This window comes from Brevibacillus fortis, from assembly GCF_003013395.1.
In the GTDB taxonomy this organism is placed as follows: Bacteria; Bacillota; Bacilli; order Brevibacillales; family Brevibacillaceae; genus Brevibacillus; species Brevibacillus fortis.
Genome location: NZ_PXZM01000012.1, coordinates 1 through 15,187, shown reverse-complemented (window position 1 = coordinate 15,187; position 15,187 = coordinate 1). Strand labels below are relative to the sequence as shown.

Annotated in this window: 13 protein-coding genes and 1 riboswitch; of the genes, 10 read left to right on the top strand and 3 right to left on the bottom strand. The window is 47.9% G+C overall.

The window, feature by feature from the left end; all coding sequences use genetic code 11:
* Window positions 1-624: 624 nt before the first annotated feature.
* From C7R93_RS08475 to C7R93_RS08465, 3 genes are read right to left on the bottom strand one after another with little or no spacing between them, the layout of a single operon-like run.
* A complete protein-coding gene (locus C7R93_RS08475) occupies window positions 625-1,287 on the bottom strand; it encodes a methionine ABC transporter permease (protein ID WP_106838414.1) in 663 nt (220 codons plus the stop codon).
* Window positions 1,287-2,324 carry a methionine ABC transporter ATP-binding protein gene (locus C7R93_RS08470; RefSeq protein ID WP_106838413.1) on the bottom strand — a complete coding sequence of 346 codons (1,038 nt, stop codon included), beginning with the start codon at window positions 2,322-2,324 and terminating at the stop codon, window positions 1,287-1,289. The genes C7R93_RS08475 and C7R93_RS08470 overlap by 1 nt, the downstream gene beginning before the upstream one ends.
* A 42-nt stretch (window positions 2,325-2,366) precedes the next feature.
* Entirely contained in the window at window positions 2,367-3,197 is an 831-nt protein-coding gene (locus C7R93_RS08465) for a MetQ/NlpA family ABC transporter substrate-binding protein (protein ID WP_106838412.1), read from the bottom strand.
* Between the two features lie 104 nt (window positions 3,198-3,301).
* A riboswitch (SAM riboswitch) is annotated at window positions 3,302-3,403 on the bottom strand.
* 221 nt (window positions 3,404-3,624) lie between these two features.
* On the opposite strand from C7R93_RS08465, the gene C7R93_RS08460 reads away from it, so the two are divergent.
* The 10 genes from C7R93_RS08460 (at window position 3,625) to C7R93_RS08415 (ending at window position 14,781) form a co-directional block, all read left to right on the top strand.
* Entirely contained in the window at window positions 3,625-3,981 is a 357-nt protein-coding gene (locus tag C7R93_RS08460) for a Na-translocating system protein MpsC family protein (RefSeq protein ID WP_208637805.1), read from the top strand.
* A gap of 197 nt (window positions 3,982-4,178) precedes the next feature.
* Window positions 4,179-5,252, top strand: coding sequence for an ABC transporter substrate-binding protein (locus C7R93_RS08455; protein WP_106838410.1), 1,074 nt, complete (start codon window positions 4,179-4,181; stop codon window positions 5,250-5,252).
* Between the two features lie 87 nt (window positions 5,253-5,339).
* Window positions 5,340-6,269: a nucleoside hydrolase gene (locus C7R93_RS08450; protein ID WP_106838409.1), complete on the top strand. Its 930-nt coding sequence runs from the start codon at window positions 5,340-5,342 to the stop codon at window positions 6,267-6,269.
* A 26-nt stretch (window positions 6,270-6,295) separates the two neighbouring features.
* A complete protein-coding gene (locus tag C7R93_RS08445) occupies window positions 6,296-7,117 on the top strand; it encodes an ABC transporter permease (protein WP_007724617.1) in 822 nt (273 codons plus the stop codon).
* A 5-nt stretch (window positions 7,118-7,122) separates the two neighbouring features.
* Entirely contained in the window at window positions 7,123-7,911 is a 789-nt protein-coding gene (locus tag C7R93_RS08440; protein ID WP_106838408.1) for an ABC transporter permease, read from the top strand.
* A 15-nt stretch (window positions 7,912-7,926) separates the two neighbouring features.
* Window positions 7,927-8,988, top strand: a complete 1,062-nt coding sequence (locus tag C7R93_RS08435; RefSeq protein ID WP_106838407.1) for an ABC transporter ATP-binding protein — start codon at window positions 7,927-7,929, stop codon at window positions 8,986-8,988.
* Window positions 8,989-9,006: 18 nt separating this feature from the next.
* Window positions 9,007-10,716, top strand: coding sequence for an adenine deaminase (locus C7R93_RS08430; RefSeq protein ID WP_106838406.1), 1,710 nt, complete (start codon window positions 9,007-9,009; stop codon window positions 10,714-10,716).
* A gap of 237 nt (window positions 10,717-10,953) precedes the next feature.
* A complete protein-coding gene (locus tag C7R93_RS08425) occupies window positions 10,954-12,438 on the top strand; it encodes a lytic polysaccharide monooxygenase (protein ID WP_106838405.1) in 1,485 nt (494 codons plus the stop codon).
* 135 nt (window positions 12,439-12,573) lie between these two features.
* Window positions 12,574-13,929, top strand: coding sequence for an MATE family efflux transporter (locus C7R93_RS08420; protein WP_106838404.1), 1,356 nt, complete (start codon window positions 12,574-12,576; stop codon window positions 13,927-13,929).
* Window positions 13,930-14,103: 174 nt separating this feature from the next.
* A complete protein-coding gene (locus C7R93_RS08415) occupies window positions 14,104-14,781 on the top strand; it encodes an MgtC/SapB family protein (RefSeq protein WP_146142416.1) in 678 nt (225 codons plus the stop codon).
* Window positions 14,782-15,187: the final 406 nt, after the last annotated feature.

The window sequence follows — 15,187 nt, the reverse complement described above, 5'->3', positions numbered from 1 at the left end:
TGAGGATATCACTAGCGTTGCATTATAAATTTTAAGGGTTTTAAACTGATTTTTCTGAATGCAAGCATTCGGCGACGTTAACAGTCCAGTCCCCACCAGATATAGATGTCATCTCAGAGCGTCACCCGTAACCATCGGTATATTTGAAGTAGGCTTTTTTAGCATGTTGAGAAGATTTTAGCCAGTACGAGTAAACAAAAGGCGATCAGGGCAATAAAGACATGATTATGAACCGCTTCTTGGCTCTCCCAACGACTACGGTACTTCTCAATAATCTCTTGTGCGGACAATTTCAATAGACACCTAATCAACATAGTGGAAATCCCTGTGAATTCGTTGTCTTAATGAACTGAAGGACATGTTTCACCTTCTTCTGTTTTGTCTCCATTTCCATATAACTATCTCTTTTGTAAAGGATTTTTTTATGTTCACATCGACGTAGAGCGATTTTTTGTGTATTTTGACTGCATTAATGTAACGTTAGTGATTTATTTTATAATTACGAGCGCATTCAGGACCGTTCAAACAATCTGAGCTCGGTACAATACCGAGCTCAGTCTGGCTAGATGAAGGTTTGTGTCCAAGACAGGGGGAAGATCACAATCTGGTCAGGGGTTCTCCTATTTACGCACTCTTTTTCAGTTTTCGAGCCGCCCAGTTGCCCAACGACTGAATGAGCTGGACCAAGACGACGAGAATAATGACGGTAATGATCATGACTTCGATGTCCCATTGCTGGTAGCCGTAGCGCAAAGCCAGATCTCCGAGACCGCCCGCACCGACTGCGCCGGCCATAGCAGTAGCACCGATCAAGCCGATAGTCGCAATCGTCAGGCAGAGGACGATGCCAGGCCGTGCTTCACGCAGCATGATGCGAAAAATAATCTGGCTCCGGGACGCACCCATTGCCTGATACGCTTCGATCACGCCACGGTCTACGTCATGCAACGCTGTTTCCATCAGGCGCGAGATGTAAGGCGACGTATAGACGATGAGTGGTACAATCGCTCCTTCAATCCCGATCGAAGTACCCACGATCAGCTCCGTAAAAGGAATGATGGCGACCATTAGGATAATAAAAGGCAATGAACGCACGATGTTGATGATCGTATTGAGCGTGTGATAGATGAATTTGTTCGGGAAAAGGTGATTCGCCTGTGTGATGACGAGCAAAATCCCAAGTGGAATCCCGATCAGTGTCGCAATGAATAATGAAAACCCAACCATGATGACGGTCTCTTGCAGCGATTGCCCGAATACGGGAATCATTTCAATCAGACGCTCCATTAGCTCCGCACCTCCTCTGGTGACACAATATCTACGCGGTAGACGGATTCGCGCAAGAAGCGAATGCCGTCCTGAATGTCCTGTTCTTCACCGGATATGTGCAAAAGCAAAATGCCGAGAGCCGTTCCTTTAATGGTCGTAATCGAGCCGTACAACAGATTGGTGCTAATCGGAAACCGTGCAGACAGCGTCCCTAGAACCGGATCGAGAGCAGCATCACCGCGAAAGGCTACGCGAACAATTTTGGATACGGGCCCGCTTTCCTTGATCTTGGACAAAATCTCCTGCGGTACCTGATCGTCAAAAACCGTTTTGATAAAATTACGAGTCGTTTGCTCTTGTGGATTGCTGAAAATATCCAAAACAGAGCCTTGCTCAATGACGACACCGTTTTCCATGATGGCTACCTGGTCGCAAATTTTCTTAATGACCTGCATTTCGTGTGTAATCAGCACGATGGTCAGGTTAAACTTCCGATTGATGTCGAGCAACAGCTCCAGAATTGATTCGGTCGTCTGCGGGTCGAGAGCGGAAGTCGCTTCGTCACAGAGCAGGATCTCCGGATCGGTCGCCAGCGCACGAGCGATGCCCACCCGTTGCTTTTGTCCCCCGGATAGCTGAGAAGGATAAGCGTTTGCTTTATCAGACAAGCCAACCAAGCCGAGAAGGTCTTCTACCTTGCGCTTAATGACATCTTTGGGGACGCGATTCATCCGCAAGATTTCCGCCACATTGTCAAAGACATTATAGGAAGAGAGCAGGTTGAAGTGTTGAAAAATAATCCCGATCTTTTTGCGGGCTTGCCGCAGTTCTTTTTCCTTGAGGGTCAGCATGTTCTGGCCATTGACGATCACAGAACCGCTGGTCGGCTTCTCCAACAGGTTGATGGTACGGAGCAGGGTACTTTTCCCCGCTCCGCTAAAGCCGATAACCCCGTAGATTTGCCCTTTTTCCACCTGCAGGGACACGCCCTTCAATGCCTTTACCTGCTTGTTTCCTACTTTATACGACTTATGAATATCGGTTAGCTGTATCATAACGAGTTCTCCTTGTTGTTCTTGATGTTCCCGGCGTCGATCTTACCAGGACGGCAGTACAGCTCCTTCAAAACGTTCGTCGATGAATTTCTTCACTTCTTCCGAACGGTAGATGTCCACCAGCTTTTTGACAGCTGGGTTGTCTTTGTTGGCTTCATTGACTGCCAAGATGTTTACGTATGGAGAGTCGGCTGTCTCAGCGAAGATCGCATCTTTTTTCGGGGTGTAGCCAGCTTCCATGGCGAAGTTCGTATTAATCGAAGCGACCTCTACGTTTCTCAGCGAGCGTGCTAGGAAAGCAGCCTCCAGCTCTTTGAATTGCAAATTTTTTGGATTTTCTACGATGTCCAGTGGTGTTGCATTGTCGCCCACGCCATCCTTGAGCTTAATCAAGCCAGCTGCCTGATAGAGCAACAGGGCACGCGCTCGGTTAGTAGGGTCGTTTTGAATGCCGACAACGCCGCCTGCTGGAATGTCTTCCACTTTTTTATGCTTGGTGGAGTAAAGGCCCATCGGATACGTGACGGTTTTGCCAACCTCGATGATTTTCGTTTTATGGTCTTGATTGAACTTCGCCAAGAACGGGATGGTTTGGAAGCTGTTCACATCGAGATTGCCTTTGTCGAGCGCTTGGTTCGGCTGTACATAATCATTGAAAACGACGACTTCGACTTCGAGACCTTTCCCTTTTGCAACTTCTTTGACTTTATTCAGAATCTCTTCGTGCGGGCCGCCAGTGACGCCCACTTTGAGCGAGGTTTGTTCAGCAGCAGCGCCACCGTTAGCGGGAGCGGTTTCTTGTTTACCGCCGCAAGCCGTTACGAGCGATGCAGCGAGCAGTAGTGTAGTGAGCAGTAGACCAGTCTTTTTCATGAAAATACCCCTTTTCTCTGGATGTAAGATGGAATAGAAAAAAGCCTCTTCCGACTGAAAGAGGCTGGAACTGCGAGTATGTAAACCACACTGCAACAATACCTCTCTTATCTGTCGGAATAAATCCGCTGGATTTGGCACCGTATCAAGTGTGATAGGTTGCCGAGGTGTCATAGGGCCAGTCCCTCAACCTCTCTTCATAAGAGAATGTGCTATGAAATTGAAAGTCCAAACAATTGTTACTAATTCGTATTTGGATAGTTGGATTATAACTACTGATTTTGCGGGTGTCAAATGTTTTTGCAAACGAATGACTTGCTGGAAAAATGTGAAATTGATCAAAATACGAATATTATATTGAAGAATGAAAAAATCATATGTATAATGAGAGCGAATGAACCCGATACCAGCTATCGCAGGTGATGACATGACTCTAGTGGACTCCAATGAAACCAGAAAAAAGCTGTCTGCCATCTATAATGAGATAGCCAAAGAGTTGTTCGGATTTGGAACGACTTTGCTCCGAGTCACGATTGAAAATCAGATGATTACGTTCCAAGCCAAGCATCGCCGCTCTCCGCGCTCACAAGCGTTGGAAGGAGAAGCGCCAGCCCTCAAGCTCGAAGTCGATTTTCGCATGTCTCTTCTCTATAAGAAAAGACTGAAAGAGCGACTGGAAGAAGAGATGGGCTTGCCGCTGGAAGCTGTGCTGCGGGACTATGATGCGCCTACGCAGTGGGCGATCACGAATGTTATTTTAGCTGAATCAGAACTGAATACCTGACGCAATCGTTCGGATTTTCTCTTTTGATCTATCTTAAGGGGAGACCGTAGACAACGCGTAAAACGGGTGTCACTTCTCTTTGTTTACGAAGAAAAGTGCTCTTGTTTAGAATGAAACGTTCTAATCAAGGGTACTTTTCTTTTTATTGTTACCACCATATTTTGTCATCAAATGAACCCAACTGGAGGAGAATTACGATGAAAAAATTACTTGCTGGAATCCTGTCTTTTTCTGTGATGTCACTTGCTCTCGCTGGCTGTGGCAGCAATGCTCAACCACAAGCGGGAGGAGCTGGCGGCGAAGCCAAGGGCGAGCCACAAAAGCTGGTCATCTCCACATGGGGCTTCTCCGAAGACTTTTTCCGTAAAGAAGTATATGAGCCATTTGAAAAAGAACACAACGTAAAAATCGTTTTGGAAATCGGGAACAACGCTGAGCGCTTGAACAAAATTCGTCAAGGCAGCTCCGATGTAGACTTGATCTATCTCTCTGACTACTATGCACAGCAAGGGATTGAGAGTGGGGCATTTGAAAAAATCGATCGCAGCCGCATCCCGAATCTGGATCAAATCTACGATATCGCCAAAGCTCCACTGGGCGAGGAGTACGGCCCAGCTTATACGATTGGGCAATTCGGAATCGCCTACAATCCAAAGCTCGTTCAATCCGAGATCAAGGATTGGAAAGACCTGTGGAACCCAGAGCTGGCGGGCAAATTGACATTGCCAAGCATTACGTCTACAACAGGTCCGATGGTCCTCGACAGTGCTTCCAAAGTAGCAGGCAGCAAAGAATTCAATGAGGACCAAGCTTTCGCGAAAATGAAGGAAGTAAATAAGGGGATTGTGAAGTTCTACGATAAGACCTCCGAATACGTCAACATGTTTGGACAAGAAGAGATCGGCGTAGGCCCAATCATGGAAATGTACTTCAAAGACATCAAGGCTGCTGTTCCAGAAGCTGTTTTCGTACAACCTGCAAGTGGCGGATACGCTGTCATGAATACAGTTAACATCGTAAAAGGCTCGAAAAACAAAGCGCTGGCAGAAGACTTCATCAACTATCAGCTGAGCAAGGAAGTTCAGGAAAAAACAGCAAAAGCGAAAATCGATTCCCCTGTAAACAAAACGGTTCAACTGACGGAAGAAGAAGCAAAAGGTGTAACGTACGGCGAAGAAACCGTAAACAAATTGCAAATGCTGGACATGAAATTCGTAAACGAGCACTCCAAAGCATGGATTGACCGTTGGAATCGTGAAATCACGCAATAACGAACGATAGAAAAACAAAGGCGAGGGTATAGTCATTTACGGATATACCCTTGTTTTCATGAGGAATGAACGTGAGGAGGACCACTCGTGCAAAAGATCATTCTTGACGTGGATACAGGCATTGATGATGCGCTTGGCATTATTCTCGCTGTGAAGAGCGGGCAATTCGATCTGGTTGGCATTACTACGGTGAATGGCAACGTATCACTGCGAAAAGCCACAGAAAACACGTGCAAAATTCTCGATTTCTTACAAGTCGGGGAGCAAATCCCTGTCGTCTGCGGAGCGTCTGAACCGCTGCTGCGGCCGTTGTTTTTCGAGCATGCTGTACATGGTGAAGATGGTTTGGGTGGCGCTCTTGCTGGAGTTCCGGTTGACAAGGAGCCGACTGCTGGCTTTGCCCCTGATTTCATCGTGGAAAATGTGCTCGCGCATTCCGGCGAGATTACACTTATCATGACAGGGCCGCTGACCAATCTGGCGCTGGCGGTGAAAAAATGTCCGGAGCTTGTCCAACACGTCAAGGAAGTCATTTTCATGGGTGGAGTGGTTCGCGAGCACGGCAATGTGACGCCGGTTGCGGAGTATAACATGTACGTCGATCCAGAGGCAGCCAAGGTCGTATTTCATGCCGGTTTCCCGCAATTGACGCTGGTTGGACTGGATGTGACGAGAAGAGTGCTGTTGAACGAGGAGCACATTCGCGAGTTAGGGGATACACCGATGGGCGAGTACGTGAGACAGAGTACGTCTGATTACCTCCATCGTTATTTTGAGAGAAATGGTGTCTATGCGTGCGCTATGCACGATCCGTTAGCTGTCGCCGTCGCACTCGACCCGAAGCTGGTGAAGACGCAGAAGCTATATGTGGATATCGAAACGAGAAGTGAGCTGTGTGATGGGCAAACGGTTTGCGACTTTCAAAACCGCCTGAAAAAAGAACCGAACATAAACGTCTGTCTGGACGTAGATGCAGATGCGTTCTTTGCGCGTTTTATCGGCGCATTGAAAGCCTGACGATACCGTGAACAGGAGTTAATCAGATGAGAAAAACGGGTCTTTATTTATTGCTGTTGCCAGGTGTGCTGTTTTTGACGCTGTTCATGGTCATTCCGATCGTGATGACGATTGCATCCACCTTTTATCAAGATGGTAGCTTTACGATCCAAGGCTATCTCCAATTTCTTACAGACGCGTACTTCTTGAAAATTATGCTGACAACGCTGCAGGTCAGTCTGGTCACGACGATTGCGTGTGTTCTGATTGGTTTTCCTGCCGCGTACTACATTTCCAAGCTGGGGCCTCGCAAAAAGGGTATCTTGCTGGCGTTGGCGATTTTTCCTTTGCTGACTAGCTCTGTCGTGCGGTCGTTCTCTTGGATGATTATTCTCGGAAAAAAGGGTTTGTTGAACAGCTCGCTGCTTGCAATCGGGCTCATCGATAAGCCGTTGGAAATATTGTATACGCCGACTGCGATGATGATTGGTCTGATTCATCTGTTCCTGCCGCTGATCATTATTACGCTGGTAGGGGTGATGGAAAACATCGACCCGGATTTGCTGAAGGCGGCGGAAAGCCTGGGTGCTTCGAAATTGACTGCCTTCTGGAAGGTCATCGTGCCGCTGAGTGTACCGGGACTCATCATTGGTAGCATTCTGGTGTTTGTCGGCAGCTTGACCGCCTACACCACGCCTGCCCTGCTAGGTGGAAAACAGCGAGTCATCTCTACGTTCCTTTATCAAAATGCGATTACGCTCAATGACTGGCATTTGGCATCCGTCATTGCCACGATCATGATTGTCATTACATTTGTCGTCATCTACTTCATGAACAAGCTGGCGACGAAATTAAATCCGAAGGGGTAGAAGCTATGCAGGAGAAAAATCGCGGGTTGGCCCTGTTTACCTCTCTCGTCTTTCTGTTTTTGCTAGGGCCGCTCATTATCATTTCTTTTACGTCGTTTGAGCCGGGGAGCGTCTTGAAGTTTCCACCGGAGGGCTTTTCCTGGCGGTGGTACGAAAACATCTTCAAGGTAGAAATGTTCATGACTACGTTCAAGACCTCGATGTTCGTTTCCTTGCTGGGAAATCTCTTGGCGCTCTTGTTGGGGATTCCGGCAGCCTATGCGCTCAGTCGCTTTGATTTTCGCGGCAAGGGCATCTTGAATGGGATTTTCATCTCACCTGTCCTGATTCCGGGGATTGTTATGGGCTTTGCGATGCTGAAATACGTCATCGTCGTGTACAATTTGCCGATCTATGCGGGACTTCTCGTCGGTCATACGGTGCTGATGCTTCCGTTTATCATTCGCGTCATTGCATCTTCCTTGTCCAACTTTGACTTCGCCATTGAAGAAGCGGCGCTAAGCCTTGGGGCAGGTCGTCTCGAAACCTTTTTCAAAGTTGTCTTGCCGAATATTCGCTCCGGGATTATTGCTGCGATCCTGATCGCTTTTCTGGAGTCGTTCAACAACGTAGATATCTCTGTTTTCATGACAGGACCAGGGGTAAGCACGCTGCCGATCCAGATGCTGACGTACGTAGAAAACAACTTCGATCCGACGATCGCCGCTATTTCCGTGCTGCTCATGATTCTTACGGCTATTCTCATGTTCATCATTGAACGTCTGATGGGGCTTTCCTACTTTACAAAACGATAACGGAGGCATCAACTCATGGCATTGCTCACGCTGGAAAACGTATCGGTTGCCTATGACAATCAATATATTTTGCAAAACTTCAATCTCAATATCGAAAAGGGACAGCTCATCTCTTTGCTCGGTCCGAGCGGTTGCGGAAAGACGACGACGCTGCGCCTGATTGCAGGTTTTCTTGAAGCAAAAGATGGTCGGTTCATGTTTGAAGGAAAAGATTATACGCGGGTTCCGGTCAACAAACGCAACTTCGGGTTTGTGTTCCAGAGCTATGCGCTGTTTCCGCACCTGTCTGTATTCGATAATGTGGCATTCGGTTTGCGCCTGCGCAAGATCAATGAAACAGAGGTAAAGACCCGGGTGCAGCATATTCTCGAAGTCGTGAGTCTCGGCGGCTATGAAAAGCGTTTCCCGAAGGAGCTGTCCGGTGGTCAAAGACAGCGCGTGGCGATTGCCCGGGCACTGGTGATTCAGCCTGACCTGCTCCTGTTCGATGAGCCGCTCAGTAACCTCGATGCCAATCTGCGGATCAACATGCGCGTAGAAATCCGTCGCATTCAACAAGAGCTGGGAATTACGACTGTGTACGTATCGCATGACCAGGAGGAGTGCTTCTCCATCTCGGATCAGGTGGCGATCATGAACAAGGGTGTGATCGAGCAACTCGACGATCCAGCCACGATTTTTAAATATCCGAAGACGGAGTTTATCGCCCGCTTTATCGGTTTTACCAACTTCATCGACTTCGCAGAGCGCACCGAACAGAACGGAGAAATCGGTCTGCGCGTCGGCGACCATCAGTTTACCGCTTCCAAAAATCCGGGCACAGCGAGTTCGTCCGGCAAAAAATGTGCAATGCGACCAGATGACCTCCTCGTGACGACAGAAGAGAGTGCTGAACCGGGAATGAACCGTTTGCGCGGAACGGTAAAAGTAAGCACGTTTTTGGGACGCAGCTATCAATATGTCGTGGAAACAGAGTTGGGCGACTTCACGGTCAATCAGGAGATGGAGACGCCGTACAAGACTGGCATGAACGTGAATCTGCTGTTTCCGAAAGACAAAGTGGTACTCGTGGACTAAAGACAGGAGGTTATTTTCGTGAAGGTCGATTTGTTGATTCAAGACGTCCAAGTGTTTAACAGCTATTTTAAAAAGTTCATCAGAGGAAATGTCGCTGTTTTAGATGAACGATTTTTCTATATCGGTGAGCGGAGTACGGAAACGTTTAAAGCTACTGAGATCGTGGACGGACAAGGCCGCTACATGATTCCTGGTCTGGTCGATATTCACCTGCATATTGAGAGCACGATGGTGACGCCGGAGACGTTTTCCTACGGCTTGATTCAAAACGGAGTGACGACGATCGTACCGGAGCCGCATGAGATGGCCAATGTGTTCGGAATCGAAGGGATCAAAGAGATGATTCGTGCTAGCCGTGATTGTGTCGCTGATATGCTGTACGCGATCCCGAGCTCCGTACCAGCTACCTCGATGGAAACAACAGGTGGGTCTGTCGAGATTGCAGACATGGATGAGCTCTTGCGTACCGAAGAGATCATTTGCCTCGGCGAAATCATGAATTACGTAGACATCATCAAGGACCCTGACTGCAAGACGAACCGCATCCTGGAGCATATTCGCAAGACGTATCCGAAGCTCGTCATTGAGGGGCATGTCCCAAAATTGCTTGATTTGGACCTGCATCGCGTCATTTATGCGGGGGTGGACTCCGATCATACGCACCAGACGCGAGAAGGCATGGAAGCGCGAATCGCAGCCGGCATGTTTCTCGAGATTCAAGAAAAATCGATGACGGATGAAGTCATGGATTATTTGATCAAGGAAGATGTTTCTGAGCATTTTTGCTTCGTGACGGATGATGTGATGACGGATTCCTTGGTCAATCGCGGACATTTGAACCATATCGTGAAAAAAGCTATTCAAATGGGGATGCAGCCGGAGCGCGCGATCTACGCGAGCACATTTACCCCAGCCAGACGTATGAACATGACGGATCGAGGGGCGATTGCTCCAGGCAAAATAGCGGACTTCCTGTTGCTGTCCGATCTGCATGAACTAAAGATCGAACGCGTCTATAAAAATGGGAAGAAAGCTTATGACGTCAAAGAAGAGTACCGACAAGTGGTCAAAGAAAAGCAGTTCCCTGCGCATTTTTATGAGAGCATCAAGCTATCGCCACTTACAGAGCAAGATTTTCACGCAAAAGTAGAAGTGCCGGACAATCGTTATCCATGTCGGGTCATGCTTGTTCAAAACGGTTCTACTTTTACAGAGGATCACCGTGGGATCGCTGAGGTGCGGGAAGGACAACTCTTGTGGGAGGAAAGCCCGTACGGCTTGATCGCCGTCTTTGAACGCTATGGCAAAAACGGCAACCGCGGCTATGGCTTGATCAGCGGAGATACGATCAAACGAGGTGCGGTAGCCACCAGCTATTCGCATGACAACCACAATCTCTTGGTTGTCGGGCACAATCCGCACGATATGATGGTCGCAGCCAATGAAGTCATCCGCAATCAGGGCGGCTTTTACGTGGTCGAGGATGGCGAAGTGATCGCGAGCCTTCATTTGCCAGTCGGAGGCATTTTGACAGAGGAACCATTGGAAAAAACCGCAAAGGAAGTCGAGCACCTTCGCCGTGCCATGGAGTCGCTCGGTTACGATCACTACAACCCGATCATGTCGATCAGTACGCATTCCTTACCGGTCAGTCCAGCCTTGAAGCTGACGGATCTGGGGTTGATCGATGTAAATGACGGGAAAATCGTTCCGTTGCTTTTGATGTAATAAAAGTTGCTTGCTGAGTAGGTTGTTTTCAGCAGGCAACTTTTTTTGATCAAAAAGTCCCTAATGAAGTATATAAATTTTCATGCATAGGTATACATTCCTGAATCATCTCCCTATTTTCTGACTGGAATTCGGGTATTTGGTAGGCTTTGGTTTAGGTATTCAGAATCTGGGATACTGGAAAAATTTTCTGTAACATGGTATTCGATCCTAATCCAGAAAAGAGGAGATAAATAAATGGATAACGTAGGGTTGAGAAACAAACTGTTTAGTAATGGGCTGTCGCTTTTGTTCATGCTGGCAATGATGCTGGTGGCGGGCGCAGCTACTCTCGTGTTCGCTGAGAAAGCCTCGGCTCACGGGTACATCGAATCGCCAGCGAGTCGCTCTTACTTGTGTAAGACGGGGCAAAACAAAGGCTGCGGTCAAATCCAGTACGAGCCGCAAAGCGTGGAGGGCATCGGATCGTTCCCGCAATCTGGTCCTGCCGATGGTGAATTTACCGGTGCAGGCCGCTATCCTGAGCTTTACACACAAACAGCAGATCGCTGGACCAAGGTTACCTTGCAAGGTGGACAAAATGCGTTTACTTGGAATCTGACAGCCCCGCATAGCACAGCGGAATGGAAATATTACATCACGAAAAAAGATTGGAATCCTAACAAACCGCTTACCAGAGCGGATCTGGAACTGTTCTGCTCGTTTCAGGACGGAGGGAAAAGACCGCCATTCACGGTAACGCATTCGTGCAATGTACCGACAGATCGCAGCGGTTACCACATTATTTTGGGTGTTTGGGAAATTGCCGATACGGGCATGGCCTTTTACCAGGCGATTGATGTGAATCTGATTAACGGTGGTTCAGGAGTTGTACAACAACCTACCGTTCCAGGTAATGTGACTTCCGTATCGCAAACAGCTACAAGTATTGAGCTTAGTTGGACAAAATCCGTCGCAACTGAGGGAATCAAGCAATACGATGTGTATCGCAATGGCAAAATTATTGCATCTACCAAAGAAACAGCTTACACGGACAAAGGTTTGACGCCTGCTACGGCTTACAGCTACACCGTAGTGGCAGTCGATGGCAAAGGGAAAGAGTCTAACGCTAGCAAAGCACTAACTGTTCGCACAAAAGCAGAAGATATCGTGGATACAGAAGCACCGACTACACCAGCAGGAATCATGACTCACCATCCAACAGAGACAGAAATCGACCTCATGTGGAGTCCTTCCCGTGACAATGTTGGCGTGGTGAAATACGAGGTGTATCGTGATGGCTCCCACGTAGGAACAGTTAAGCAGCCTTCCTTTGTCGATAAAGGATTAAAGGCAGGAACAGCTTATACGTATACGATCAAGGCAGTTGATGCGGCAGGTAATATTTCCGAAGAGAGCGCACCTTTTGCTGCAAGCACGAAGGAGAAAAAACCTGAAGTGCCAGGTGAAATCGCCGAGTGGGATTCCTCTGCCGTGTATGTAGAGGGCGACCGCGTCTTGTATAACGGACTGGAATTCGTAGCAAAATGGTGGGTGACTGGCGAACAGCCAGACCGTTCCGATGCGTGGAAGCTGGTGAGCGATGTCGTCCTGTCGTGGGATTCCGGCAAAGCGTATGATGGCGGAGCGAAAGTGAACTACGAAGACAAGGTTTATGAGGCAAAATGGTGGACCAAAGGCGAAGAGCCAGGGAAAGCCGATGTATGGAAGCAGGTTAAATAATGGTGCAAAGCCCGGGTGATCTGCCTGGGTTTTTTTAATCTAAGTGCAGCCAGTATTTTGCTGATTCCTACTTGTTTTGATATACTTATAATTTGAACGATAAGTCCATTTTATAAGGTTAGAAGGAAATGAAAAATGAATGAAACCTATTCGTTAAAAGAAAAATGGCGGCAGTTTTTGGCTGTTTTGCTTCCGATCTTGATATCACAACTGGCGCTGTTTTCGATGACGTTCGCCGATACCATCATGTCTGGACATGCCAGTCCGACGGATTTGGCGGGTGTAGCGATTGGGGCTAGTCTGTGGACACCTGTTCAAGCAGGTTTGACGGGGATTCTAATGGCTGTCATGCCGATGGTTGCACAGATGGTGGGGGCAGGGAAACAAAATCAGGTGCCTTACACGGTTATGCAAGCCTTGTATTTGAGTGTGGGGATTGCGGTCGGTGTCATCATCGTCGGTGGTTTGCTACTTGATCCGATCTTGAACTGGATGCAATTGGAGCCTGAGGTGCGCACGATTGCTCGCGGCTTCCTGCATGCAATCGCTCTTGGAATTATTCCGATGTTTATTTATACGGTACTCCGTTGCTTTATCGACGCATTGGGAGAGACACGGGTAACGATGTTCATTACCCTGTTATCGTTGCCGATTAACGTATTGTTGAACTACGCTCTTATCTTTGGTAACTTCGGCTTGCCCAGGCTGGGTGGAATCGGCGCCGGGCTTGCATCTGGCATTACGTACTGGTGTATTTTGTTGATTACTTTGTTTGTCGTGAATCGTGTCCATCCCTTTGTGGAATTCGGTTTGTTCTCCCAATTTCACCGGATCTCGATGAAGGCGTGGAAAGAGCTTTTGAAGCTGGGGCTTCCCATCGGATTTTCGATCTTTTGCGAGGTTAGCATTTTTGCGGCCGTCACTTTGTTTATGAGTGAATACAGCACAATTACGATTGCTGCCCATCAGGCGGCGATGAACTTCGCATCATTCCTGTACATGGTGCCACTCAGCATATCCATGGCGTTGACGATTGTCATCGGCTTCGAGGTTGGCGCCAAAAGGTTCCGGGACGCGAAGCAGTACAGTTATTTGGGAATAGGTATCGCTCTTGGTATTGCCCTTTTATTTGGAATCAGCTTGCTGATGTTCAGTAAGCAGGTGGCTGGTTTTTACACAACCGACATAGAGGTGTTGGAGCTTGCCCAGCATTTCTTGATGTACTCGATCCTCTTCCTGATCTCTGATGCCGTCGCGGCTCCTATCCAAGGTGTACTGCGCGGGTACAAGGATGTGACCGTTACCTTTATCGTTGCGCTGATATCCTATTGGGTGATTGGCTTGCCTTTGGGATACATTCTGGCGAAATTCACTTCGCTTGCAGCATTCGGATACTGGATTGGTCTGATTACGGGATTGGCTGCTGGTGCCATTTTCCTTTTTGGGCGTCTGCTGTCGTTACAGAAACGCATGATTCGCAGTCATTCATAAGGAAACAAGAGAAGCGGAAAATCCCTGTTGAGGCGGTTTTCCGCTTTTTGCATGAAGAATGAAAGCCCCGTTTACACTAGGTGAAATACCAGATATACTTCTTATCATAGATGATGGAAGATAACCTGACATCAAAGCAGATGGGGGGAGAAGCTCATGTCGCTCTCAGTATTCATGACGTATGATTTTTTGCTAAAACTAGGAGTTGCACTATTTCTGGGTTTACTGATTGGAATGGATCGACAGCTCAAGCACAAACCGCTTGGTGTCAAAACCAGTATGGTCATATCGGTAGCGAGCTGTCTCATTACGATAGTCTCCATCGAATCCGTGCATCGATTCTCCATGCCCGGACACACCAATATGGACCCACTTCGTTTGGCTGCTCAAATTGTGAGCGGTGTCGGTTTCCTTGGGGCCGGTGTGATTTTACGCCGGAGTAATGATGTCATTTCGGGTTTGACCACAGCATCGATGGTCTGGGCAGCTTCTGGACTAGGGATTGCGGTAGGAGCAGGATTTTATTTTGAGGCAGTGACCGCGACGATCCTCATTATTTTAGCGATTAATTTGTTCCCGATTATTCTTCGCTTGATTGGTCCGGAATCGCTCAGACAAAGAGATTTGTCGATCAAGATTGTGGTAGAAGGCGGGGGCGACTTGGATTTGGTGTTCAAGCAAATTAAGCACCTCGATCTGCAAGTGAAGCGGGTCAAAGTCAAAGACTTGGACAATAAGATGCAAAGGCTGGAAATGATGATTACAGCGTCGGAAAATACGTATACGACGGATATATACAGTCTCCTGAAAGCGGTAGATCATGTCGTTTCCGTAGAAGTAGAAAGCAGATAAAAAGGAATAATAGAAGACGGAGGCCATCGTGGCTTTCGTCTTTTTTAGTTGCTGTCGTGAGGGAAGAAGCGCATTTCCAGTCTACGCTTCAGCCTCCGCCCTGCTGAGGGTGAAGACTGTCCGCTTCGGAAAAAATGGCGGGAGCGCTTCAAACGTAGATGTTTCGAAGAAGGATTCCATAAGTGAAGCTGAAATTCCCCGCCATTTTTTCCTACGCTGGGTCGGGCTCCAGAGGCGCTTGGACTGGAAATGCGCTTCTTCTACGCGGCTTTTGTTTTTTTGAAAGCAAAGTCTATGATGCGAAAAACGCTTCTTGAAACTCCCTTGTATGACTAACAAAACGTTGTAAAAGCATCTACTACACACAAGCTGTACGAAAGCCCTGTCACATGTCTGGAAGGAGACC

Bases quoted from the DNA above. Each gene is read 5' to 3' on its own strand.
- C7R93_RS08425 (WP_106838405.1), top strand. From the start codon at position 10,954: ATGGATAACGTAGGGTTGAGAAACAAACTGTTTAGTAATGGGCTGTCG.
- C7R93_RS08440 (WP_106838408.1), top strand. From the start codon at position 7,123: ATGCAGGAGAAAAATCGCGGGTTGGCCCTGTTTACCTCTCTCGTCTTT.
- C7R93_RS08420 (WP_106838404.1), top strand. From the start codon at position 12,574: ATGAATGAAACCTATTCGTTAAAAGAAAAATGGCGGCAGTTTTTGGCT.
- C7R93_RS08475 (WP_106838414.1), bottom strand. From the start codon at position 1,287: ATGGAGCGTCTGATTGAAATGATTCCCGTATTCGGGCAATCGCTGCAA.
- C7R93_RS08445 (WP_007724617.1), top strand. From the start codon at position 6,296: ATGAGAAAAACGGGTCTTTATTTATTGCTGTTGCCAGGTGTGCTGTTT.
- C7R93_RS08455 (WP_106838410.1), top strand. From the start codon at position 4,179: ATGAAAAAATTACTTGCTGGAATCCTGTCTTTTTCTGTGATGTCACTT.
- C7R93_RS08465 (WP_106838412.1), bottom strand. From the start codon at position 3,197: ATGAAAAAGACTGGTCTACTGCTCACTACACTACTGCTCGCTGCATCG.
- C7R93_RS08470 (WP_106838413.1), bottom strand. From the start codon at position 2,324: ATGATACAGCTAACCGATATTCATAAGTCGTATAAAGTAGGAAACAAG.
- C7R93_RS08435 (WP_106838407.1), top strand. From the start codon at position 7,927: ATGGCATTGCTCACGCTGGAAAACGTATCGGTTGCCTATGACAATCAA.
- C7R93_RS08415 (WP_146142416.1), top strand. From the start codon at position 14,104: ATGACGTATGATTTTTTGCTAAAACTAGGAGTTGCACTATTTCTGGGT.
- C7R93_RS08460 (WP_208637805.1), top strand. From the start codon at position 3,625: ATGACTCTAGTGGACTCCAATGAAACCAGAAAAAAGCTGTCTGCCATC.